Consider the following 24,195-nt stretch of genomic DNA (forward strand, 5'->3'; position numbering starts at 1 on the left):
CCATGCTTAATGCCACTACACGGTCAACATCTCGCCATCGTTCTTTCTACCCCCTGCTGCTTTGGGTCGTGCTGCTGGTTGTGGCGGGCCTTCTGGCCTATCAGCTACACCTGTTATTCAATACCCATCAAGACTCACAACGCATTGAGCGCCTCGCGCAAGGCTACAACGAAAATGTTGATCCAGACAGCGATAGTCTCGTCCTGCTTTTTGCCAAGGCTCATTACCTAAGCTACCGCGAACAGTTCGACGATGCCACTCTATTGACTGAGATCTTAGCAAGCCGCGCAAGCACGGCCGAAGAGCAGATATTAGCCAGTGATTCTCTTTACAATCTGGCTAATGCGCGATTGCGACAAGGCATTGAATGGCTGGAACAAGGTCGCCTGGATCGTGCCGGGCAGTCACTCAACCTTGCTCGCGACTACTACACCCGCACTTTGATGTTGGTTCCTGATCACTGGTCTGCGCGTTATAACCTTGATATTACCGCCCGGATGGCCCGCCAGCTACCTCGGCACCCCATCAGCGAAGATGACGAAATCACGGAGGTCAAAAACCCCGAAGAGTTGTGGAGCGAAATTCCCGGCATAGTCCGAGGCCTGCCATGAGCTCTACATCATTGCATCGGCTACGCCGATTGCTACTGCTGATTTCACTGATCGGCGTCGCAATCGCTCTATGGCAGCCTACTTGGCAACGTGAGCAAGCAACGTACAAGCTCCTGTTTACAGTCGATATTACTGGAAGCATGAACGTACGGGACTATACCGACAGAGGGCACCCACAAAGCCGTTTAGAGCGCAGCAAGCAGGTAATGCTGGAGTTACTGCAACAGCTGCCTTGCGGCTCTCAGGTTGGCCTTGCCATTTTTACCGAACGACGCAGTTTCCTGCTTTTGGAAAACATGGAGGTTTGCAGCAACTATAGCCCTCTAAGCCAGGCTATTTCGATGCTCAATTGGCGTATGGCCTGGGAAGGCGACAGTCACATCGCACGAGGCTTATATAGCGCTGTAGACCTCGCTCATTCATTAAATAGTGATCTGCTGTTTATCAGTGACGGGCAGGAAGCTCCTCCGCTGCCTCACCACGGTCGTCCCGACTACGATGGGACATCGGACGAACAATCTGCCCCTCAAGGCTTCGTGCTGGGGGCTGGCGGCTTGGCTTTATCCCCTATTCCAAAACATGATGAAGAGGGCAATGAAATCGGTTTTTTCAGTGAGGACGAGGTAGATCAGGAGAATCGCCTGGGGCTTCCCCCTACAAGCGCAGAGGAAAGCGAGGGATGGCATCCCCGCAACGCCCCCTTTGGCGCAGCAAGTGCGCGTGGTACGGAACACTTATCGTCAGTCAAGCAGAGCTACTTACAAGAGCTGGCACTTGCCACGAACTTAGATTACGCCGATTTAGATACGGCTGATCAGTTACTACCCTTGTTTGCTACCCATTTACGCGCCACCCTGCAGAGCAGCCCATACAACACACGCTCTATCTGGCTAGGTATAACGCTGCTAAGTCTTATTCTGTATTACCTGAGCGCCCTCCTGACTCGCAGGGAACAGCGCCCTTAAGTAGTCAGGCGAGAGTGTTCCTTAGGTTCGTCCGCGTGCGCCTCGCTCGGCGCCGCCCGCACACTCGCTGGATTGGTCCTAAAAACAATAGCTTGCTCTTTTTCTCGCCCTGCGTTGCCGTTTGCCCTTGCCTGCTGCACAGCAGTAGTAATCACATGATGGTGGGGGATTTACTACAAACCGGATCAGCGTTACGGGCATCACCCGTCAGCATCAGGGCCTGACACCGACAGCCACCTAAGTCTTTTTCTTTTTCGGGACAGCTACGACAGGGTTCTTTCATCCAGTCCGTCCCCCGATAGGCATTAAACGAGGGGCTGTCGTACCAAATACTATGCAAGGACTCCTGCTGCACATTGGGAAACGTCATGCCGGGGATATCCCTGGCTGCATGACAAGGCAGGGCAACCCCATCAGGGCTTACAACCAGGAATACGTTTCCCCAGCCATTCATGCATCGCTTAGGTCTCTCTTCAAAATAATCCGGCACGACAAATAGAATTTGACAGGCGGTACCGATTTCTTCGCGCTTACGGCGCACAATTGCTTCCGCCTCCCCAAGCTGCTCCGCCGTAGGTAACAACTGATGCCGATTACGTAAGGCCCAGCCGTAATACTGTGTATTCGCCAACTCTAAGTATTCTGCCTTCATCTCCACCGCCATATCGATAATCTGCTCGATATGGGGCAAGTTATAACGGTGCATGACACAGTTCATGACCATCGGGTAGCCCGCCTGCTTAATCAGATGCGCTACTTTCTGCTTTAATTCGAAAGTACGGGTATTCGATAAGAAATCATTCAATTCTCGCGTAGAGTCTTGAAAAGACAGCTGAATGTGGTCCAGGCCAGCCTCTTTCAATGCTGCCAGCCGCGCTTCAGTCAAGCCCACACCGGATGTCAACAAGTTGATGTAAAAACCCAACTTATGAGCATGAGCCACAATTTTCTCTAAGTCGGGACGCAGCAGCGGCTCGCCGCCAGACAAACCTAGCTGTACCGCTCCCATTTCGCGTGCCTGGTCTAGAACTGAAAGCCAAGCTGCCGTGTCAAGCTCAGCCCCCATCCCGCTGTAGTCAACAGGGTTATAGCAGAAGGCGCAATGCAAAGGGCAACGATAGCTCAATTCTGCCAACAACCAGAAGCAAGGGCCTGTTGAGGTAGCTGTAGACATGCTCATAGGAGCCTCCCTGAGTTAAATATGCAGCCAGCCACGCTCTATAGCATGATTTAAAAACTGCAATACATCCTCCTGTATTTCGTCCACCCCGAATTGCTGCTCCAGCTCTGTACACATCTGCAGCACTGAGCTTGTTCCCGTGCAATGCTTCAAAATCTCTGCGGCACTGTCGTTCAGTCGCACCATGCCTTCCGGATACAACAGCACGTAAGCATTTTGCGCTGCTTCCCACTGCATTCTAAACAATGGCTTCAAAGCTGGGCGGCTGTCCAGGGCTAGAGTACTCATGCGGGCAGACCTCTTTCCATAGCATCCATCATGCTCCAAAGCACATCCAGCTTAAAGCGCAAAATCTCTACTGCTTGCTCCTGCTGGGCACGCGTTCTGAAATGCTCTAGAGTTACTGCCAAACCGTGCTCCACGTCACGCTTTGCCAGTGGAACCCGGGAACGAAAATACTGTAAGCCTTGTGGTTCTATCCACGCATAATGCTGGGGCCAGGCGGCTAAACGATCTTGGTGAATCTGAGGCGCGAACATTTCCGTCAAGGATGAACATACTGCTTCATACCATGGCGCACGACGCGCAAAGTTCACATAGGCATCCACCGCAAAACGCACCCCAGGCAGCACATGTTCCAGGGACCACAGTTCGTCTCGTGTTAAGCCTACAGCCTCGCCTAAAAACGCCCAGGCTTCAATGCCACCAGGATTATCCTCCCAACCGTCATGATCGAGTATACGTAAGACCCACCGTCGCCGCGTTTCACGATCAGTACAGTTAGCCATAATCGCAGCATCTTTCATGGGAATGCTAATCTGGTAATAAAATCGATTAGCCACCCAGCCACGTATTTGGCCCGGTGTACATTGCCCACTATTCATTTTGATGTTGAAAGGGTGGTGAATATGGTAGTACTTTTCTAATGCGCGTAGTTTTGCCTCGAATTCAGCAGGGCTCCATGCTTGCTCATTGTCCGCCATCATTACACCTCAAAAACCATACCGTCATACCCCACCTCTATCCCGCTCTGCGCCAGCACAGCACGCTCGGCAGAGTCTTCTCGCAAAATGGGGTTACTGTTATTGATATGTACCAATACTTTGCGTGGTACATGCTCAGAAGAGTCGAGACTATTAAGCAATTCGATCATGCCCCCTTGACCAGAAAGGGCAAGGTGCCCCATTTGGGAAGATTTTTTGGCGGACAGACCCAAGCGGATCATTTCATCTTCTTCCCACAGCGTGCCATCCACCAACACCACATCCGCTTTACGCATATATCGGGTGACGTGCTCTTCGGGATCTCCCAGGCCTGGTGCATAAAAAAACTCCGGCCACTATTGAGGTTCTCCATCCACAAGCCTATGTTATCGCCCACTGCGGGCTTGTCACGGTTTGGCGAGTACGGTGGGGCTTTACTCTTTAATGGAACCGCCGTCATACGCACATCTGAGAGAAACTCCAGGCCGTCAATGGGCTGACCGTCCAGCCCAAGTGCACGATGCTCAACCCCACAATAATGGCTAAGTATGGAGACGATAGGGAATCCCGTCGACAAGTCCTCCCACACCGATGGACTGGTATATAACGGCCACGGGCGCGCATATTCACGCAACATCAGCAGACCTGTTACATGGTCAACTTGTGCGTCCGTTAACAAAACAGCAGCAATCCCAGTATCTCTTATGTTTCTGGCCGGCTGCAGTTCAGGATTATCACGAATTTGTTTAAGTAAATCGGGCGACGCATTGATCAACAACCAATCCTGCCCGTTCGTACTGATCGCAATGGACGATTGTGTTCTTGCCTGAGCCTGAATAGTTCCCTCACGCAAGCCTTTGCAATTTGGACAATTACAATTCCACTGCGGAAAACCACCTCCGGCAGCAGAACCCAATATTTTTATTTTCATGCACAGTTTGTTATCCAGCAGCATTGCTGCCGGATACCCTCATTGAAAGTGCTTAGCGATTGGCGATATACATCGTAATTTCAAAGCCAAATCGGTAATCCACATAGGCTGGTTTACTCCACTTCATTTTGACCTCCCAGAATTACATACACGATAAAAACTTAAGGGTAGAACTAAGGTACATTAGGACGAGAGTGCATACACTTGGGCACGCAAAATCAGTCTAGCAACGCAAAAAAAGAAAACAAGACACCTTTTAAAATCAATAATTTAGAAGAAACACTGCCGCACATAATACGTACTGCATTCGGCACAAAGTGATCCATAACCATGACAGTCTGTGTAAAAAACAACTCACTATCTAAGCACCACAGGGAAATCCCTGATCAGCGTATTTCGCAACAGTTTCTGCTGCGCATAACAGGCGGGCAGCAACTATTTGTTCGTTTATTAGGACAGGGACGCGGGCAGCCTGTAGTCATTGTTCATGGCGGGCCGGGATCAAGCTGCCACGACAGTCTGGCAGCACCTTTTGACCTTAATCGTTTCCTTCTCGTCATGATTGACCAGCGGGGATGCGGTCGTTCGCGTCCCTTGGGCTGCCTGCGCCAAAATACCACGTCATGGCTAATCGACGATATGGAAAGCGTACGTCGGCATCTTCAGATTCAGCGCTGGCACGTATACGGAGGATCCTGGGGAGCAACCCTGGCATTGGCTTATGCAGGCACGTATCCAGAAGTGGTACAAAGCTTAATATTACGCAGTTTGTTTCTGGCGACCCAGCATGAGATCCACAACCTGCTCTATCGAACGCGGTATCGCCGTCCCAGAGCGTGGCAAAAGCTTTATCACGCAGCTGATGCCTCTGCCGCCACGCAACTTTTAAACGCTATCAATCAACAATTTAAACAGCCCACCTTAAAAGCGGTACGTACTGCGCAAGCTTATAGTGATCTGGAGCGCGCACTGCTCATGCCTTGGAAACCACCGCGGCATCAAAATATTTCTGCCGCCAATGCACGGGCTTTGCGGGCCAAGTACCACATTCAAAGTCACTATTTATTAAATCGCTGCTTTATGTCTGCCTCCCACCTGGCGGAACAGGCAAAGCGGGCTCATGAACATGGCATTGGCGGTGTGGCCATACATGGAAAACATGATCCTTTATGTCCGCCTACCAACCTGCAATGGTTACAGAGGCACATGCCGAATATGCAAACTCGGCTAGTGGATGCGCAACATTTAGCTCACGAGCCCGCCATTTATCAAGCCCTTAAAGAAGCTCTGCTCAAGCTATAACGAGCAAAGCTCCTCGACTAGACCACTTCATTTGTTAAATAGTAGCAACTACGCCCTACTCTGAACGTAAAGGAATCTGTAAGCGGTTCAGTTTTCTGTATAGGGTGTTACGGCTCAACTTCAACTGTTTGGAGACACTACTGATGTTCCAACGGTTGCCTTCCAACAGCTGTAGCAAGGTGATGCGTTCTGTTTGCTCCAAGGGGTTTAAACCGGCTATAGGCTCGGGCGTTGTAGATTGCACAGCCTCGCTGCTGCTCACCTGCAAACGCTCCCCGATCTCTGTGGCCGGCCCTAACCTTAATGATGACACCGATGGGGGCGTTGCACGTAAAAGGTGCATAGGTACATGCCCTTCCTGTAACTGGTGTCCGTCGTCAACCTGCGCCACCATCGCTCTTAAAACATGACGTAACTGCCGAACGTTACCAGGCCATTGATAGGCAAGCAGCCATTTTTCGGCTTCATCACTCATATATTCGCAGTGGTCTTCCTGTCGCAAGATAGCCCGGAACAAATCGCTTCTGTGCGAACGCTCTCTAAAAGGAGCTAGTGTTAACTCCAGCCCGCCAATCCTATAGTACAAATCGGCACGAAAACGGCCATCTGCAACTCGCTCCAACAAGGGCTCAGTACTTGATGCAACAATCAACACCTGCTGCTCATGGCCCCTCGTGTCCTGCTTATCCAAAATGCTCAGTAGCTGTGCCTGCGCTGAAGCCGACAACTCTTCCACTTTGTCCAAAAACAATATGCCTTGCCCGGCCTGCTCCACCTGTGCAGCCATATCTTGCTCGATATCAGAAGCTGTTTCGCCCAGGGCGTTTTCATCTGTATGTCGAGTCTGACGAAACACCATGCAGTCCAAGATTACAAAAGCACTCTGTGATCGCTCACCTTGGTGATGTAGCGCCCTGGCAAAGTGTTCTTTACCGGTGCCAACTTCTCCTTGTAATAAAATGGGCACTTGGTATTTCGCGACTTTTAATGCCTGCTGAAAGCTCGCCTGTATCTGTACATCGCCAAACTCTACCTCCAGCCTTGTCATCCTGTTACGAGGAGGCAGTGATTCCGAAGACTTGTATAAATCTTGTTTGTATGCCGAGCAAAAAATCTGGCCCCCACTTGCCACCAACTGGGACAGTTTTTTTCTAGAGTACTGAGCTACAGCAAAAAAACGATTTCCCAGTCCACAGCCATATACAGGAATAGGTTGAAAAGAATGCTCTATGCTTCTTTGCAACAGGGTTTCGAAAGTTGATTGAAATACGCTCTCGACCGACCGGCCACACAGTTCTGAAGTATGTTGCAGGCCAAGCAATAACAATGCACTGCGATTCGCGGCAATTATGCTGCCATCCTGGGCGCTGACCATCAGCTTTCCGCCATACACAATGTTGACGCTTTCAGGCTGAACATGAAAATACAACGAGAACGCATCGCCACAAAATGCTTCCATCAGCCTGTTTTCAATCATGCGAGCCGCTAAATTCATCAGCACCATCGACGAATGTGGCATCAGACCCGATCTGGCAGTCACATTCAACGCCGCAATCAGTTCACCTTGAGGCGCGAAAATAGGCACAGCAGTACAAGTTAATACTGTGTGTTCTGGGAAAAAATGATCTGTGGTCTGAATCAGCGTTGGAGACAACGTTGCTAAGCACGTCCCCATCCCATTGCTGCCAGCGAAGCGTTCACTCCACACTGCACCGCGGCAGAGGCTCATTGTCTCTAGCTCTGCACGTAAATCTGGCGAAGCCACCAAATGCAAAATTGTGCCTTCACGATCCACGAGCACCACCACCAATTGGCTGTCTGCCAATTGATGGTAGAGCAATTCCATTTCCTGACTTGCCTCATACAGCAGTTGAGCAGCGTGATCCTGACGCTCGAGAAACTCTGAGCGAGTTAACACTGGAGGGGCTTGGCTATGCTCAGGGTTTAAGCCATAGTCCTCCATGCAGCGCCGCCAGGAATTCAGCACCACGTCGCTGACATCACTGGGGGAAAACTGCCCTTTCTCTAGTATTTGCCGGATTCTACGCGCATGATGCGCACCATCAAGAACCATTTACCTGTCTCCTGCTTTATAGTGTTTTCAGTAAATGGGACCTGCTTACGCAGAGCCTGCTTATGTCTATGAATAGATTATGGCCTCGGCATCCTTACAAAGCAAATTCAAACAAACCCGCAATTTTCACTTTACCCTTCAACCTTAGTCCCAGCTGGGTGCGCCACTGTTTATGGTCTTCAATCCGTCAAACCCTTATTTGCCATAACCGTGGGCACAGCTAAGCAGCGGTTAACCCTAGCAGGCACCGAATTAAGCCAATACATTGATTTTAGACGTAAAAACAGAAGCTCTTAGGCTTCTGTGAGTTGTGTAGTGGCGGCCCCAGCAGGAATCGAACCTACAATCTTCCCTTCATACCACTACAGCTTTCGCTGCCTTGCTTTGCACAAGTTTGTAGTCTGGACTCTATCTTAGCCGTAGCTCTTGCCGTAGGCTGCACCTGTCGAGTCTCTACACGTTCCCGCTGCCGGGCTTCGCTCGGTATTACCTCGTGATCTACACAGGGGCTTCACCGAATTTAAGCGCATTCACATCAGCCCTTTCGTGCTGAGTGCCCAATTTTTCAGGAGGGGAAAGTTATATCCATTTAACTATGGGGCCGTGACTTATTATATGGAACCCCTTAGAACCTTTTTATAGTGGAGTAGACCCCCATAAATAAAGGCGTTGAGCTAAATTCCATGAACTCGTCGGACACTATTATATATCACTCGCTATCTCTGGGCACGCCTTCAAGCTGTTTCGTTTACCTCAGGTCTTTTTTAAATTCTCAAAGAACAGCGCGTTATCGCTCATTAAGCGTGCCGCCTCGTGCAGTAATTCGGCCTCGGCGCGAGACTCACTAGCCAATCGCTTCGCTGCAAGCTCTAATGCCGAAATAACACGTTCGGGTTCTTGCCGAATGTTGTGTACCCGGTTAAGCACTGTCTGAAGCCGGCGTGCTGTACTGTCTTTAATTTCTGGCTCTTGCAACATTTCTTGCATACTCAGCGTGACAGTCCCCAGACATTGCAGAGCCAGACCGCCGCCCAAGGCCGACATTCCTTTCTCGCCTGTTTTGTCTATCCAGCGTACCAGTTTAACCAAGCGGTGATAAAGCCGCGCATGCCGGATCGGATGGCGGACAATGGGGGATGGTTTCGCTGCAAGGTCCTGAACTTCTTGCACCATCATTCCGATTAAAGTCTTCATTCTGCTTTGCGGAGTGGAAGGATAAATCAGACGAAACGCTATATAAGCACTAAAGGGAGCCAATATCACGGCGAAACCATAGATCAAGGAATCGCTAAACGGAATCGTCAGTGGATAGGCCGGCTGCAACAATATAAGCATCATCATATTGAAATCGTAGCTACAGGCCATCGTTCTACGGTAAGCAGCCACCAATCCTCCGAGCACGATAAACGGCATCATTAACAAGACCAACTCCAGCTCACTTGAGGCAAAGGGCCAAACTACCCACCGACAGATCAGAGCAGCAATGACACCCAACAACTGCCCCCAGAAAATCACCCTGCCCATAATTGTGGCCGGGCTATCAAATGCCGAAAAAATCGACAACATGACTGCCGTGCCTATCATCATGTAGGGCCCGCCTCGCCAACCGGTAAATACCCAGATCAAGCCCACAAAGAACATAGTGACACCAGCCCGGACCATGGCTTGTCGAGCACCAACCCAGTCGAGATGAATCTCCGCAGCTTGGATTTCCGATCCCTGTTCAGACCCGTTGTCAGGTCCGGCCCCTAAATCGGCCAGAGCCGCCTGCATTCGCAGCAGCACTGCATCCAACGCAGGATAGGAGGTGGTGTGCTCAAGAGCCAGCCACACGTGCTGAGTTTCAGAAGATTCTGCCAACGCCGTTGCCATCTGCTCCAGTTGCAGGGCTACGGCTTGATTTGGAGCCACCGTCAACCCACGCTGTAACCACAGCAAAGCAGAAACCTGAGCTGACAGTAGTGCACGCAGAGGACGGATTGAACGATGCGACTGTAATGAGCCCGTTCCTAATAAATCGAGCTGCTCATCGATTTCAGCGATTTCCGAGAGCAAGGCTTCAATGACACTATTTGGCTGCGCGGGCTCGCCCCGTACCCGTTGTGCCATATGATTCAGAATTTTCCCAGTCAGGCGGCGTAGCTGTTGGGTAACCGTTTCTTGCGTCTGACGGCCAGCAAACCACCAGCCTATAGCCAAAGCGGACACTACGCCTAGCAAGGCTGTTAACAGCCGATCAACGCCAAGACTGAGAATATGATCTGGATGCGGTATGCCCAGCATGGCTACCATCACCGCTGAATAACCGGCGAGCATCGTGCCATACGACACGAAATTACGCTGTAAATTACCTATACCCACACACAAGGCTAACCAGATGGCCATTCCTGTAACCAGCCAGAAAGGTTGAGTACCAGCCACGTAAACCAGGAGTACACCCACAAGCGTCCCGGACACCGTTCCCATAATACGGAAGAAACTTCTTTCGACCATATGATCGCGTATGGGCAGGGACGCGGCCCAAACTGTCATTCCTGACCAATGGGGGTGCTCTAAGCCTAATAGCCATGCGAGCAGCACAGCAACGCAACATGCTAACGCAGTACGTAAGGTGAACCGCAGACGAGTCGCATCAAAGCCCAAACGGGACAGCCATTCTGAACAAGTCATGACCGTTGCTCACTATCGTCCAGAATAGGTTGAATGCGTTTGCCAATGTTGGCGAAGGCTTGCAGCATGGACTCAATCTCCTGATCACTAAGATCAACCAGAATATCCGTCTCGACGTGAGCCAGAACTTTGCGAATTTTTGCCACCGAGTTTCGACCTGCAGGTGTGATGAAGATCAGTTTGGCCCGTCGATCTGCCTCGTCAGCGCGTCGTTCAATCAAAGCGCCTTGCTCAAGAATATCCAAAAGCCTGACCAGGCTAGACTCTCGCAGACCCACCCGCAAGGCCAGCTCTTTCTGCTGTACTCCATCCCCAAGCTCGTGCAGCCGTATCAAAGGTGCCCAGGTGGCATCTGTCAGACCCGTTTGCGCCAGGCTGTGATCCAGCGCACGGCGCCAGCGACGGGCAAGCTCAACGAACTGAACACCAAAGCGTTCGCGTGCAGAAAAAGAATTATGAGAAGCCACTTGATTCTGATTAAAATAATTAGGATCCTAATTATACTAAAAAAAATGTTGTGCTGTCTATTACACTTGGCCCTTGTATCTTCCTGCCCGCTTCTCTTGGACGACTCCGCCTAATGCTTGTGACTGTGCTTTTGATCCTGCCCGACTTTATGCTGATTGCTCTGGGGGCGGTCCTGCGTCATTTTTTAGGCTACAGCGCCGAGTTTTTCCGCTATACCGAAAAGCTTGTTTATTACCTGCTTTTCCCCTCTTTGCTTTTTTACTCTATTTCCCACACCTCGCTGGCAGGTGGTCAGACCTTGAGCTTGTTCATCGCAATCAGCGGGGTCATCGCCACAGGCGTCGTGGCCGGATGGCTCGCCCTGCTCTTTGTTCCTGCCGACCCGCTTAAGCATGCCTCGGTAGTGCAATGTGCTTTTCGCTTCAATACTTATTTAGCGCTGTCGCTCGCTACTGAGCTTGGAGGTAAGGAAGGGCTAGGGCTCATGTCTGTCATGGTTGGCCTGGCAGTGCCCTTGGTGAATATTCTGGCGGTTCATGCCTTAGCCAGAGGACGCCAACGCAAAATTGCTGTTGAACTCGTCACGAACCCCTTGATTATGGCTACCCTGTTGGGTCTGTGCTGGAACCTTTTGCAGCTCCCCTCCCTAAACCCGTGGACTTAAGCTTGTCCCGCCTGGGAAGCTGTGCATTGCCCATAGGCCTGCTGTGCGTCGGGGCTACCATTTCCCTGCGTGCTTTAGATGGAGCAAAAAAACTAGTGGTATGGATGGTTGCCAGTAAACTGCTGGTGTTGCCTCTCAGTGCGCTGGCGATTGCCCATTTTATGGGGCTACCGCCCCTAGAAACCAATATGCTGATTTTATTTGCTGCGGTTCCTACGGCTTCATCTGCCCACGTGCTGGCGGGTCGTATGGGTGGAGACGCACAACTGGTAGCCACCACCATGTCGACAGGAACCTTAGTAGCAGCATTAAGCTTAACTTTATGCATCCGTTATTTGTTTATTTAATTAGGACAGCGCCATGTCAACGACGCGCGAGCCGCTGGCAACACTGCAGCTATATGCGGCCGATGAAGCAGTAACACAACATTTGGCAGAACTACTGTCCCCCATCGTTTGTGGGAAAGATGCCCTTCAGCGACCGGAAAATTTCAAAGCTGGTGGGCATATACACCTCGAAGGCGACCTCGGAGCAGGTAAAACAAGCTTTACGAGGGCTTTTTTGCGCAAAGCTGGGGTCACAGAACGAATTAAAAGCCCTAGCTATGCCCTGATTGAAAGCTATAATCTTTCTAGCTTAAATGCCTATCACCTTGATTTTTATAGATTTAGCGACAGCCGAGAATGGCTAGACGCTGGTTTTCGTGATATTCTGCAGGAAAACGCTGTTGTGCTAATCGAGTGGCCAGAGAAGGCGGGCAAGTTATTACCCCTGGCCGATTTAACAATCAAGCTCGACTATTGCGAACCCGGCAGGCAAATACAACTTGCGGCATACAGCAAAAAAGGAAAAGAATGGCTAACAACACTCAAACCTCTGCTCAGGGAATTTCCACTACAGGATTAGCGCGTCGTCGCCTTGTAGCCTCAGCAACAACTTTAATGCTGTTGCCTGTTTTCCCTCGCGTCGCGCATGCAAACTCCATCGTCGCTGTACGTACCTGGCCCGCTGATGAGTACACTCGTGTCACGCTCGAAATGGATAGCGAGCTCAAAGCCGAGCACTTCACTCTCGAGAACCCCCACCGCATGGTGGTGGATATCGAAGGGCTGACCATTAATAGCACCCTCAACGAGCTTGTCTCAAAAGTGCGTGCCAACGATCCCTATATTTCGTCGGTTCGAGTGGGCCAGAACCGGCCTAATGTGGTGCGCCTGGTGCTTGATCTCAAGCAGCCCATCGCTCCGCAAATCTTCACGCTCAAGCCCGTGGGCGAGTATAAGTATCGCCTGGTACTCGACCTGTACCCGCGCATGGCTCAAGATCCATTGCTCGCGCTTCAACAGTTCGATGACAACGATCCATTGGCTGATGTGCTGGAAAGCCTGGCTAAATCCCAACCTGCCGTACCGGTTCCATCCGTCAAGGGGCAAGAAGTACCCCGTATTGCCAAGCCTGCTCCGCCACCCGAATCTCCTGTGCCTCAAATCAGTCCGGCTCCGGGCAAGGGAAGGCCCATTCTGGTAGCGCTAGACCCGGGTCACGGTGGTGAAGATTCCGGGGCCATTGGCCCTGGCGGCACCCGGGAAAAAGATGTGGTTTTGCAAATTGCCCGACGCCTTCGCAAACTGATCGATGCGCAGCCCAATATGCGCACCTACCTGACTCGCGATAACGATTTTTTTGTCCCTCTTCAGGTTCGGGTGCAAAAGGCCCGGCGTGTCAAAGCCGATTTGTTTATTTCTATCCACGCCGATGCCTGGATTAAACCCACTGCGCGTGGGTCCTCCGTCTATGCGCTATCGCAAAATGGGGCTACGAGTACCGCAGCACGATGGCTCGCCAACAAAGAAAACCAAGCTGATTTGGTGGGCGGGGTCAATATTGCTACGCACAACAAGCAAGTTGCTCAAGTTCTGCTGGATCTCTCTACAGCGGCTCAGATTAATGACTCGGTACGAGTTGGTTCGGGCGTGCTGTCGGAAATTGGCAAAATCAACCGGCTACACAAACGCCAGGTAGAGCGCGCGGGCTTTGCTGTGCTTAAAGCACCCGACATCCCGTCTATTTTGGTTGAAACAGCCTTCATCAGCAACCCGACCGAAGAGCGGCTGCTAAAAAGCCCCGCCCACCAAGACAAGATCGCTCGTGCCCTGCTGTCGGGCATCAACAACTATTTCAGTTCAGGTGTTGCCCTGGCAAATCGCAGCTAGTGCGTCTTTCAGCACTGATTATATAGATCGAAGCCTGCATGGCTGATTCCGTCCAAAAAACCAAGTAGTAATCTGGTGTTTTTTGGGGACTCAGAACGGCAGGCTTTTTTTGTTTTTACCTGCCAGCACACTTATTTACCGGCGCTTGTGGCAGCACACCCTTTAACAATTTTCCAAAACACACCATATTGCTCAAGCCATAGCCCCAGAGTCTGATCGATATGTAAAATCATAGATAGATTTAAAAATTAGTGCGCTGCCAAATAAAGACACATCACAGCTTCTACCCTGACTTGTCTTGTCAAAACGAGATTTATTAAATATGACCCCACGTCGTTCCATCGCCGCCTTACCCGACCTGCTGGTTAGCCAGATCGCCGCCGGGGAAGTCATCGAGCGGCCCGCCTCTGTGCTGAAGGAGCTGCTCGAAAATGCCATTGACGCCGGAGCCAGCAGCATTGAAATCCGCCTGGATGGCGGCGGTATACGTCGGATTGCCGTCAGCGACGACGGACACGGCATTGCCCATGATGAGTTAGCGTTGGCTTTCACACGACACGCCACCAGCAAAATTCATTCATTATCAGAGTTGGAGTCAGTCGCTTCAATGGGGTTTCGTGGCGAAGCCCTCGCGTCTATCGCATCCGTGGCGCGTACTACGTTACGCTCTCGCACTGCCGACGAAGCCCATGCCTGGCAGATCGAAGGCCTTGGCCTTGCACCTGAGGCTGCCAGCGGTACCCAGGGCACCACCGTCGACGTGCGTCAGTTATTTGACAGCATCCCTGCGCGACGAAAGTTTCTACGTACTGAAAACACCGAGTACGGGCATTGCGTGACCGCACTGGAACGCATTGCCCTGTCCAAACCCGACATCGCCTTCAGGCTGTTTCACAACGACAAAGCCACACGCCACTGGCGAGCAGGAAGCATCGGACAACGCATTCTCGATGTGCTGGGCGAAGAGTTCGTCAGCCACAGTATCAGTGTGGAACAAGAGCAAGGGCTTATTTCCTTGCACGGTCTGGTTATCCGGCCTGCCTTTGCCCGTGGACGCAGTGATCTTCAATTTCTATTTGTTAATGGCCGTTTTATTCGTGATCGCACAGTCTCACACGCTATTCGTCAGGCGTACTCTGACGTGCTGCATGGTGATAGGCAGCCAGCCTATGTGCTGTACTTGAATATTGACCCAACCACCGTTGACGTAAACGTGCATCCCGCTAAACATGAAGTTCGTTTTCGCGACTCGGGAGCCGTCTATCAGTTTGTAGTTCGCACCCTGACGGCTGCCTTGGCCGAAAGCCAGGCTGGCGCAGTCTCTGCAGACGAAAGCATCATCACTGCCGGCACCGCTGAACAACAGGTGATACCCGGCCACACGGGCACGGCCTCTGGCTCCCTCGCAGAGCCTACCCTAAATCGTGGCACGTTTAGTTCTAGTTTTGGGTCAGGCTATGGGCGTCAGCAAAGCTTTGGCACAAGCCCTCAATCGGTGGCACAGCACGAAGCGAACTGGCAAAAGCTGTACGCTCCCTCACTGACACACCTGCTCTGAGTGAGCCCAGCCCTATCACACCCGCCCAGCAGCCCACAGGGGCTCACGATGGGCTGAATGATCTACCTATGGGAATGGCCATTGCCCAACTGCACGGCATTTATATCCTCTCGCAAACACGACAAGGCTTAATTTTGATCGACATGCATGCGGCCCACGAACGCGTTATGTATGAGCAGCTTAAACAGGCCATGGACAAGCGCGACCTGCCATGTCAGGAACTCCTTGTGCCTGTCGTGTTTCAAGTCACTGAAACTGAAGTTGCCCTGGTTGATGAGCACCATGACACCCTACAAGAGCTAGGCCTGACGCTAAGCGCCGCTGGGCCTGCTTCGCTGGCTGTCCGGGCGGTCCCGGCCCTGCTGGCTCGCGGTGATATCGAGTCTTTGGCACGCAGCGTCCTGGCCGACCTGCAGGCCATTGGCGGCTCTGAGCATTTGGCACGCCAGCGGAACGAGCTACTGTCAACAATGGCCTGCCATGGCGCCATTCGTGCCAACCGTCGACTCACCCTCGACGAAATGAACGCTCTGTTGCGAAAAATGGAACAGACTGACCGCGCCGATTTGTGTAACCATGGACGTCCTACGTGGGTATATTGGTCAATACAAGAACTCGACAAGCTGTTTTTACGCGGTCAATAAATGCAAAAAACCGTTATCTGTCTAACCGGTCCTACCGCCGCCGGTAAAAGTGCCGCTACCCATGCCATCGCGGCTGAATGGCCTGTAGAAATCATTGTCATGGATTCGGCCACGATTTACCGCCAGATGGATATTGGTACGGCCAAGCCCAGCGCTGAAGAACAAGCCTCGATTCCACACCATCTGCTCGACATACGAGACCCCGCAGAAAGTTACTCTGCCGCCGCCTTCGTAAGCGATGCGCAGACTCTGATAGATGCCATTTTCAAGCGCGGCAATTACCCGCTGTTATGTGGTGGGACCCTGCTTTACTACAAAGCCTTGCGTGAAGGCCTTAGCGATCTGCCGGAATCCCGGCCAGATATCAGAGCGCAACTGGATCACGAAGCCTTGCTTCAAGGCTGGCCAGCCATGCACGCGCAATTAGCACACGTGGATCCGGTCACTGCTGCTCGTCTGGCTCCTAATGATAGTCAACGCATTCAGCGTGCGCTTGAGGTTTATCGAATCAGCGGCCGACCGCTATCGTCCTGGATTCTCGACGCTAAACCTGCCCCCAAGGGAGCCAGCCTCCACTATCACACCGTCAGTCTGGAGCCTTCTCAACGTCAGGTGCTGCATGCGCGCATTGCCGCTCGCTATCAAACGATGATTGAGCAGGGTCTGCTCGGCGAAGTTGACGCGCTGTATGAACGGGGCGACCTCGGGATCACCATGCCTTCTATACGGTGTGTAGGGTACAGGCAAATCTGGGACTACCTGGAAGGCTCGTGCTCGCTGGACGAGGCTATAGAAAAAGCGATTATTGCCACCCGCCAGTTAGCAAAACGACAGCTTACGTGGTTACGCAGCGATGCTCAGCGTGAGGTTATTGATTGCCTGGATGAACATCGAGCAGCCAAAGTGGTTCAGAGCGTTTCACAGCACTGGCCGCTAACGTAAATAAAGGTAGCCGCGGCTACCTTTATTTATGAATGCAGGATGTTTTAGTTCAGTTAGATCATTTGCACAGAGGTCTCATCACCCTGACGGTCTACGATATCACCCAGGCGATATACCGTCTCGCCCTGTTCAGTCAGGGTAGCGGAAATAGCCTCGGCCTGCTCTTGGGGTACCACCACGATCATGCCGATGCCGCAGTTGAAAACACGCCACATTTCCTCATCGGCGACTCCGCCATTTTCTTGCAGCCACTGAAACAGCGCCGGAAGTGCCCATGCATCGCGCTTGATTTTTGCCGCTACGTTTTTAGGCAGCACACGAGGTATGTTTTCAGTTAAACCACCGCCTGTAATATGAACTAGGCCTTTGATATCGTCTCCGTGTGCCTGCAACGCCGCCAACACCGATTTTACGTAAATGCGGGTAGGCTCCATTACAACGTCTGCCAGAGGGCGTCCGTCGAGCTCGTCGTTGGGCCGCGCATTGGCATGTTTAAGAATGCTACGGATTAGCGAATACCCGTTTGAATGCGCGCCGCTGGAGGCCAGACCCAGTATCACGTCGCCCGCTGCGATCGTTTGCCCGGAGATGATTTTGGCTTTTTCGACCACACCTACAGCAAAACCTGCCAGATCGTATTCGCCATCGGGATACATTCCGGGCATTTCAGCCGTTTCTCCACCAATCAGGGCGCAGCCGGATAGCTCACATCCCTTGGCGATACCTTCAACCACTTCTGCGGCGGTATCGACTGATAAAGTTCCACACGCAAAGTAATCTAGGAAATACAATGGCTCTGCGCCTTGAACCAGAATATCATTGACGCTCATGGCAACTAAGTCTATACCAACGGTATTATGACGTTGCCACTCAAAGGCTAAACGAAGTTTGGTGCCTACGCCGTCAGTACCTGACACGAGGACAGGCTCGTTAAGGTTCTTGGGTAGCTCAAAGAGCGCTCCAAAACCACCGATGCCTGCCATAACGCCTGGACGCATGGTTTTAGCGGCTAAAGGTTTGATGCGATCGACGAGCGCATCGCCTGCCTCTATATCGACCCCTGCGTCACGATAGGTTAGCGATACGGATTGATTGTTTGTCATGAGAAAAGCCGTGGGATATGTAAGAATTTCAAGTTGGATGGAATTGTACGACACATGAACCAACAACTGATTCTGGATATTTCTCCAGCACCGCCACCATCGCTCGATAACTTTGTTATCGGCTCTAATCAGGAAGTGCTAAATGCACTGGTCCAGTGTAAACCCGGTCGCGCCATTTACCTATATGGCCCCCGGGTGTTGGCCGTACCCATCTGCTTCAGGCGATGGCAGAGCAATGGCATGGCCGCTATTTTAATGCTTGCAGCCCAATTGCACAGCTTAAAAGCGTCGCTGCTGCCGATATCATTAATTTACCGCTCATTGCGATCGACGATGTTGATAAGCTCAAGCAGGCTGGACAAGCTGCTGTGTTCGCTTTATACAATCGATGGCGCGAAGTCGCTTCCACAAAAAATGCTTTTGTTTTGTTGCTTTCTGGCGAACGAGCTCCACTGGGCACCCAGGTTCGTGAAGACTTGCGCACGCGTTTGGGCTGGGATCTGGTTTTCCGGCTACGCCTGCTGTCCGATGAAGAGCGTGCCGAAGCCATACGATCCAGGGCCAGCGATCGTGGTCTGCACTTAAGTCCTGAAGTCATGAACTGGGTGCTGACTCACTACGAGCGCGACATGAGCCGTCTAATCGCATTAATCGACGCCCTGGATCATTATTCACTTACGCGCAAGCGGCATATTACCCTGCCCTTGCTTAGAGATTTACTGGCCGAAGGCCACCTCCCTACCTGAGTACCCATGAATATCCCCACCAATTTAGCCCTTTTTGATCTGGACCATACGTTGCTCCCACTCGACAGTGATTACCAATGGGCTGATTTTCTTGCTCGCACTGGCCGTACTGGCGACCCCATCGAGGCACGACGTCTGAATGAAGAACTCATGAACCGCTACAACGAAGGCAAGCTGACTGCAGAGGAATCTGCCCAGTTCATGCTGGGATTATTACGCAAAGCCAGCAGTCGCCAGGAACTGGCTGAGTGGCATGCCGAATTCATGAAAGAAATTATTAATCCGGCCATTCATCCTTGTGCTCTGGATTTAATCAAGAAGCATCAACAGCAAGGTGATCTTTGCGCCATTGTCACTGCCACTAACGAGTTCGTGACCACTCCTGTGGCGAAAGCCTTTGGCATCGAACACTTAATCGCGACTATTCCCGAAGAAATTGATGGACTCTACACCGGAAAAATACACGGTGTGCCCAGCTTCAAGGAAGGAAAAATCACGCGTGTCGACCAATGGCTGCACGATTTGGGCCTGCGTCGCGAACAGTTTGAACGTGTATGGTTCTACAGCGACTCGCCCAATGACTTACCGCTAATGGAACAAGTATCGGATCCCATCGCCACAAACCCCAGTGACAGCCTGCGCCGCACCGCTACAGAACGAAATTGGGTGATACTTGATATCTTCGCAGACATGATGGATGCAAAGTCATAAAATAACCCCATGTTGAAACGCACAATAAAAACCTTTGTGGCGCGCTTGTTCACTGCGCCTACCAAAGGACCGGAACATTTCGGTCCTGGCCAACATGGCATTGACCGTCGTCTGGTCTCCCGCCATGCCATTAAAGTTTGCGAAGTCCTGCAACAGCACGGCTACCAGGCCTACATTGTGGGGGGCAGTACGCGATTTAATTGCAGGCCTTGAGCCCAAAGACTTTGATGTGGCAACCAATGCCACCCCAGAGCAAATACGGCCCTTATTCAGACGTGCCCGCATTATTGGCCGTCGCTTCAAGCTGGTCCATGTGGTGTTCGGTCGAGAAATCATCGAAACCTCTACCTTCAGGGCAGTCGACACCGAAGCTCAGCAAACCGATGCCCATGGCCGCATCTTGCACGATAATCAGTACGGCGAGCTTATCGACGACGCCAACCGGCGCGATTTTACGCTGAATGCACTTTACTACGACCCCAGCACCGAAGAAGTCATTGATTACCATCAGGGCGTCACCGATTTGAAAAATCGTGTTGTACGCATTATTGGCGATCCCGCAGTTCGCTACCGTGAAGATCCGGTTCGCATGCTGCGAGCCGTACGTTTCGCCGCGAAGCTGGGTGGCACAATAGAACCCAATACCCACGCGCCTCTACAGACGCTTTCGCCGTTAATCGCTAACGTACCCGAATCACGCTTATTCGACGAACTGTTGAAGCTGCTCAGTTGCGGCCATGCCATGGATTGCCTGCGACAGCTGCGGGCCGAAAACCTGCATCAGCATATGCTGCCCTTTCTGGAAAACAGCCTCGACAGCTCCGAAGAACTGGACTTTCTGGAAATGGCTCTGGCCCGCACGGATAGCCGAGTACGAGCTGGGCGCAGCGTCAGCCCCAGCTTTTTATTCGCTACCCTATTGTGGAAACCGGTACTGGGCGAGTGGGAAAAACTTATTGCAGCAGGAAATCCTCCTGTACAGTCTTTGGTTGATGCCAGTGACATCGTCATCAATCATCAGGCTAAAACGCTGGCCATTCAGCGCCGCTTCCAAACAGATATGCGCGAAATCTGGTTTATGCAAACCCGTTTTGAACGCGTCAACAACCGAGCCATCTGGCGCATGATCGAGCAGCCCCGCTTCAGGGCAGCCGTCGACTTCATGCAATTACGCGCCGAAGCCAAAGAAGTTGACAGCGTACTGGCCCAGTGGTGGATGGACCTGGCTGATGCAGGCAGCGACGAAACTCGTTCTACCATGATCACTGAACGTACGACCCCACGCAGTGAAAAAACCACCCGGCGCCGGCGCGTCCGTACCAAACGCCCCGCTGCTAAAACCGCCACGCACAAGGCATCAGCTCCAGAATGAAACCTACTATCGTATACATTGCACTGGGTGCGAACCTGGGTGACCCCATCGGCACTTTACTTGAAGCCATCGACGATCTCCGGGAGCTTCCCCAGGTTTCACAATTACAGAGTTCCGGCTTCTACCGCACAAAGCCCGTTGATGCGGACGGCCCCGACTACATCAATGCTGTGGTGTCCCTGCAAACGACGTTAAGCGCCGTTGACTTATTCAGTCACCTGCAGCGTATCGAACTGGACCATGGGCGAGAGCGATCCGAGCGCAATGCGCCCCGTACTCTTGACCTTGATCTGCTGTTATTTGGAGACGAAAGCATCAACGCAGAGATGCTAACGGTTCCCCACCCACGCATGCATCTGCGCGCCTTTGTACTACACCCCTGGCTGAGCTTGCACCTTCATTGCAACTTGCCCAAGGCCCTATAAGCCAATTGCTAAGCACGGTTGCAGACCAAGAGATTCATGCTCTTGATGACGAGTAAAAGACCTTATCAATAAAAGCCCTCTGGCTTCTCTGTTTTTTTACAGCATAGAGAAAGCAGAGGGTTTTTTATTGGCCCAGGCGATAGCGCTTTAGCTACAAGCGCCACGCACCCGTCTTCTAGATGGCGACTAGCGGAATTTCGGCAATACGCTTGCGCCACGTAGCAGGTCCAGTGGTATGGACGGATGTTCCGGTGGAATCGACAGCAACCGTTACCGGCATATCCTTGACTTCAAACTCATAGATCGCCTCCATGCCCAAATCTTCGAAAGCCACTACCTTTGAGGCTTGTATCGCTTTAGAGACCAAATAGGCCGAACCGCCAACAGCCATTAAATAAGCTGAACCATGTTTGCGAATGGCCTCGATGGCTACTGGACCGCGCTCGGCTTTCCCGATCATGGAAATCAAACCGGTTTGCGACAGCATCATTTCAGTGAATCCGTCCATACGCGTAGCGGTGGTGGGCCCTGCAGGACCAACAGCCTCGTCGCGCACCGGATCAACCGGCCCTACGTAATAAATAACGCGATTAGTTAAGTCTACGGGTAAAGGCTCGCCTTTGCTCAGCAACTCTTGAATGCGCTTATGAGCCGCATCCCGACCGGTAAACATTTTGCCCGAAAGCAATAGGGTTTCGCCTGGCTGCCAGCTTGCCACGTCTTCCTTGCTAAGCGAATTCAAATCAACTTGACGAGACTTGTTGTAATCGGGAGCCCAATGCACATCGGGCCATAAGTCGAGGCTGGGAGGGGACAGATGAGCCGGACCGCTACCGTCCAGCACGAAGTGTGCGTGACGTGTCGCCGCACAGTTAGGGATCATGGCAACAGGTTTAGAAGCAGCATGCGTCGGGAAGGTGTTTATTTTCACATCGAGAACAGTGGTTAAGCCGCCGAGGCCTTGAGCTCCGATGCCCAACGAGTTCACTTTTTCATAAAGCTCGATACGCAGTTCTTCTATCTTGTTCTGTGGCCCACGCTGCAAAAGCTCGTACATATCGATGTCGCCCATCAGCGACTCCTTGGCCATTAGCATGGCTTTTTCGGCTGTGCCACCAACGCCAATACCAAGCATCCCGGGAGGACACCAGCCAGCCCCCATTTCGGGCACGGTACGCATGACCCAATCGACCAGCGAATCGCCAGGGTTCAGCATGGCAAACTTGGCCTTGTTCTCGGAACCACCGCCTTTTGCTGCAATTTGAATGTCTACAGTGTCGCCTGGTACCAGCTCGACACTGACAATACAGGGCGTATTGTCGCGCGTGTTTTTTCGGCTAAACAGCGGATCAGTCAGAATGGATGCGCGCAGCGGGTTATCCGGGTTCAGGTAGCCTTGGCGCACCCCTTCGTCGCAGAGCTCTTGCAGGCTGAGTGTGGTCTCAAAACGTACATTCATTCCTACTTTTAAAAACACATTGACTACACCAGTGTCTTGGCAGATGGGACGATGTCCCTCGGCGCACATGCGTGAATTCGTCAGGATTTGTGCAATAGCATCTTTAGCAGCCGGATTTTCCTCACGCTCATAAGCGCGAGCCAAGTGTTGAATGTAATCAGCGGGGTGGTAATAACTAATAAACTGGACGGCATCAGCTATAGACTGAATAAAGTCCTGCTCATTGATGATCGTGGTCATGATGTGTGCTTTTATAAAGTAGAAATTTAACGAAACATAACAGTAAGGAGGAGTTTACTTGCCTTGCCATACAGGTGGGCGCTTCTCGGCAAAGGCAGTAGCGCCTTCCTTTGCATCGGCGGATGCAAAAACCGGCGCCGTGATGGGACGCTGCAAATCGAACATCTGGTCTTGAGGCCAGTCTCGAGACTGGCTGATAACCTGTTTGGCGACCTGAACGGCCAGTGGTCCGTTGTTGATAATACGTCGTGCCAAGGCAAGCGCCTGCTCAAGAGCCTGGCCCTTCGGGGTCAACTCGTTAACCAAACCTAGCCCATGGGCCCGCCTGGCATCAAACATGTCTCCTGTAAGCACGATTTCCATCGCCAAATGGTAGGGAATTCGCACAGGCAACCGCAACATGCCCCCTGCCCCTGGAACAATGCCCCGCTTAACCTCAGGCAAGCCAAATTTGGCTTCTTCGGACGCCACAATCAAATCGCAGGCTAAGGCGAGCTCGAACCCGCCGGCTAATGCGTAGCCTTCGACGGCAGCGATAACAGGCTTGCGCGGAGGCCGCTCGCACATACCACCAAAACCGCGGTTCTCTATATAGGGGCGTTGCCCATCTTTGGCAAAGGCTTTTAAATCCATCCCTGCACTAAAAGTCTGGGCCGCACCGGTTAGAATACCCACTCGAATGTCAGGGCTGGCATCCAGCTCATCCAGCGCCTTGGCTAATTGCACCGCTGTTTCGTAGTTAACAGCGTTTCGCGCTTCAGGACGATTGAGGGTAATAATCATAATATGATCAATGATTTCACTTAGCACTAACTCTGACATTTTGCGAGTTCCTAAGAAAGCGTGTTAATCCTGGTCTGTAACGACTCAGGTTCTATACAATAAGACATCTTTAGATTTCTATCATACGACTAATTTGTGCCATTTCTGCTGC

General features: G+C 51.9%; 18 protein-coding genes and 6 pseudogenes. 13 read left to right on the top strand and 11 right to left on the bottom strand.

Features of this window, described 5'->3' with window-relative positions:
• The first annotated feature begins 2 nt into the window (after positions 1-2).
• A complete protein-coding gene (locus L1889_RS03175; RefSeq protein ID WP_238663840.1) occupies positions 3-611 on the top strand; it encodes a hypothetical protein in 609 nt (202 codons plus the stop codon).
• Positions 608-1,576 carry a VWA domain-containing protein gene (locus tag L1889_RS03180; RefSeq protein WP_238663841.1) on the top strand — a complete coding sequence of 323 codons (969 nt, stop codon included), beginning with the start codon at positions 608-610 and terminating at the stop codon, positions 1,574-1,576. The genes L1889_RS03175 and L1889_RS03180 overlap by 4 nt, the downstream gene beginning before the upstream one ends.
• On the opposite strand, the pseudogene pqqE reads toward L1889_RS03180, so the two are convergent.
• From pqqE to pqqA, 5 genes and pseudogenes are all read right to left on the bottom strand, one after another.
• A pseudogene (gene pqqE, locus L1889_RS03185) lies at positions 1,573-2,756 on the bottom strand (pyrroloquinoline quinone biosynthesis protein PqqE). The gene L1889_RS03180 and the pseudogene pqqE sit on opposite strands and share 4 nt — an antisense overlap.
• A gap of 15 nt (positions 2,757-2,771) precedes the next feature.
• Positions 2,772-3,044 carry a pyrroloquinoline quinone biosynthesis peptide chaperone PqqD gene (gene pqqD, locus L1889_RS03190; RefSeq protein WP_238663842.1) on the bottom strand — a complete coding sequence of 91 codons (273 nt, stop codon included), beginning with the start codon at positions 3,042-3,044 and terminating at the stop codon, positions 2,772-2,774.
• A complete protein-coding gene (gene pqqC, locus L1889_RS03195; protein WP_238663843.1) occupies positions 3,041-3,742 on the bottom strand; it encodes a pyrroloquinoline-quinone synthase PqqC in 702 nt (233 codons plus the stop codon). The genes pqqD and pqqC overlap by 4 nt, the downstream gene beginning before the upstream one ends.
• A pseudogene (gene pqqB, locus L1889_RS03200) lies at positions 3,742-4,670 on the bottom strand (pyrroloquinoline quinone biosynthesis protein PqqB). The gene pqqC and the pseudogene pqqB overlap by 1 nt, the downstream one beginning before the upstream one ends.
• Positions 4,671-4,722: 52 nt before the next feature.
• A complete protein-coding gene (pqqA, locus tag L1889_RS19050) occupies positions 4,723-4,797 on the bottom strand; it encodes a pyrroloquinoline quinone precursor peptide PqqA (RefSeq protein WP_372871111.1) in 75 nt (24 codons plus the stop codon).
• Between the two features lie 203 nt (positions 4,798-5,000).
• On the opposite strand from pqqA, the gene L1889_RS03205 reads away from it, so the two are divergent.
• On the top strand, positions 5,001-5,972 hold the full coding sequence (locus L1889_RS03205; RefSeq protein WP_238663844.1) for an alpha/beta fold hydrolase: 972 nt from the start codon (positions 5,001-5,003) through the stop codon (positions 5,970-5,972).
• A 55-nt stretch (positions 5,973-6,027) separates the two neighbouring features.
• On the opposite strand, the gene L1889_RS03210 is transcribed toward L1889_RS03205, so the two are convergent.
• The 3 genes from L1889_RS03210 to L1889_RS03220 all read right to left on the bottom strand — a co-directional run bounded on the left by L1889_RS03210 (position 6,028) and on the right by L1889_RS03220 (position 11,183).
• Entirely contained in the window at positions 6,028-8,046 is a 2,019-nt protein-coding gene (locus L1889_RS03210) for a sigma-54-dependent Fis family transcriptional regulator (protein WP_238663845.1), read from the bottom strand.
• Positions 8,047-8,799: 753 nt separating this feature from the next.
• Positions 8,800-10,716: an FUSC family protein gene (locus L1889_RS03215; protein WP_238663846.1), complete on the bottom strand. Its 1,917-nt coding sequence runs from the start codon at positions 10,714-10,716 to the stop codon at positions 8,800-8,802.
• The gene (locus L1889_RS03220) at positions 10,713-11,183 is read right to left on the bottom strand and encodes a MarR family winged helix-turn-helix transcriptional regulator (RefSeq protein WP_238663847.1); all 471 of its coding nucleotides are present in this window, start codon (positions 11,181-11,183) and stop codon (positions 10,713-10,715) included. Before L1889_RS03220 ends, L1889_RS03215 begins: the two co-directional genes overlap by 4 nt.
• A 113-nt stretch (positions 11,184-11,296) precedes the next feature.
• Here L1889_RS03220 and L1889_RS03225 point away from each other — a divergent pair, with 113 nt between their 5' ends.
• The 6 genes and pseudogenes from L1889_RS03225 to miaA all read left to right on the top strand — a co-directional run bounded on the left by L1889_RS03225 (position 11,297) and on the right by miaA (position 17,205).
• A complete protein-coding gene (locus L1889_RS03225) occupies positions 11,297-11,848 on the top strand; it encodes an AEC family transporter (protein ID WP_238663848.1) in 552 nt (183 codons plus the stop codon).
• 2 nt (positions 11,849-11,850) lie between these two features.
• Positions 11,851-12,195, top strand: coding sequence for an AEC family transporter (locus L1889_RS03230; RefSeq protein ID WP_238663849.1), 345 nt, complete (start codon positions 11,851-11,853; stop codon positions 12,193-12,195).
• Between the two features lie 13 nt (positions 12,196-12,208).
• Positions 12,209-12,754 (top strand): tRNA (adenosine(37)-N6)-threonylcarbamoyltransferase complex ATPase subunit type 1 TsaE, encoded by a 546-nt coding sequence (tsaE, locus tag L1889_RS03235; RefSeq protein ID WP_238663850.1) that lies wholly within the window; start codon positions 12,209-12,211, stop codon positions 12,752-12,754.
• On the top strand, positions 12,703-14,061 hold the full coding sequence (locus L1889_RS03240) for an N-acetylmuramoyl-L-alanine amidase (RefSeq protein WP_238663851.1): 1,359 nt from the start codon (positions 12,703-12,705) through the stop codon (positions 14,059-14,061). The genes tsaE and L1889_RS03240 overlap by 52 nt, the downstream gene beginning before the upstream one ends.
• Before the next feature lie 322 nt (positions 14,062-14,383).
• Positions 14,384-16,263 (top strand): annotated as a pseudogene (gene mutL / locus L1889_RS03245) (DNA mismatch repair endonuclease MutL).
• The gene (gene miaA, locus L1889_RS03250; RefSeq protein ID WP_238663852.1) at positions 16,264-17,205 is read left to right on the top strand and encodes a tRNA (adenosine(37)-N6)-dimethylallyltransferase MiaA; all 942 of its coding nucleotides are present in this window, start codon (positions 16,264-16,266) and stop codon (positions 17,203-17,205) included.
• A 53-nt stretch (positions 17,206-17,258) separates the two neighbouring features.
• Here the strand turns inward: miaA and purM are convergent, their stop codons facing one another.
• Positions 17,259-18,308: a phosphoribosylformylglycinamidine cyclo-ligase gene (gene purM / locus L1889_RS03255; RefSeq protein ID WP_238663853.1), complete on the bottom strand. Its 1,050-nt coding sequence runs from the start codon at positions 18,306-18,308 to the stop codon at positions 17,259-17,261.
• A gap of 54 nt (positions 18,309-18,362) precedes the next feature.
• Here purM and hda point away from each other — a divergent pair.
• From hda to folK, 4 genes and pseudogenes are all read left to right on the top strand, one after another.
• Positions 18,363-19,054 (top strand): annotated as a pseudogene (gene hda, locus L1889_RS03260) (DnaA regulatory inactivator Hda).
• 6 nt (positions 19,055-19,060) lie between these two features.
• Positions 19,061-19,765: an HAD family hydrolase gene (locus L1889_RS03265; protein ID WP_238663854.1), complete on the top strand. Its 705-nt coding sequence runs from the start codon at positions 19,061-19,063 to the stop codon at positions 19,763-19,765.
• 9 nt (positions 19,766-19,774) lie between these two features.
• Positions 19,775-21,137, top strand: a pseudogene (pcnB, locus tag L1889_RS03270) (polynucleotide adenylyltransferase PcnB).
• A pseudogene (folK, locus tag L1889_RS03275) lies at positions 21,134-21,618 on the top strand (2-amino-4-hydroxy-6-hydroxymethyldihydropteridine diphosphokinase). Before pcnB ends, folK begins: the two co-directional pseudogenes overlap by 4 nt.
• Positions 21,619-21,737: 119 nt before the next feature.
• On the opposite strand, the gene L1889_RS03280 reads toward folK, so the two are convergent.
• Complete coding sequence (locus tag L1889_RS03280) at positions 21,738-23,261, bottom strand: fumarate hydratase (RefSeq protein WP_238663855.1); 1,524 nt, start codon at positions 23,259-23,261, stop codon at positions 21,738-21,740.
• 54 nt (positions 23,262-23,315) lie between these two features.
• The gene (locus tag L1889_RS03285) at positions 23,316-24,083 is read right to left on the bottom strand and encodes a crotonase/enoyl-CoA hydratase family protein (protein WP_238663856.1); all 768 of its coding nucleotides are present in this window, start codon (positions 24,081-24,083) and stop codon (positions 23,316-23,318) included.
• Positions 24,084-24,195: the final 112 nt, after the last annotated feature.

This window comes from Paenalcaligenes niemegkensis, from assembly GCF_022230885.1.
Lineage (GTDB): Bacteria > Pseudomonadota > Gammaproteobacteria > Burkholderiales > Burkholderiaceae_B > Paenalcaligenes > Paenalcaligenes niemegkensis.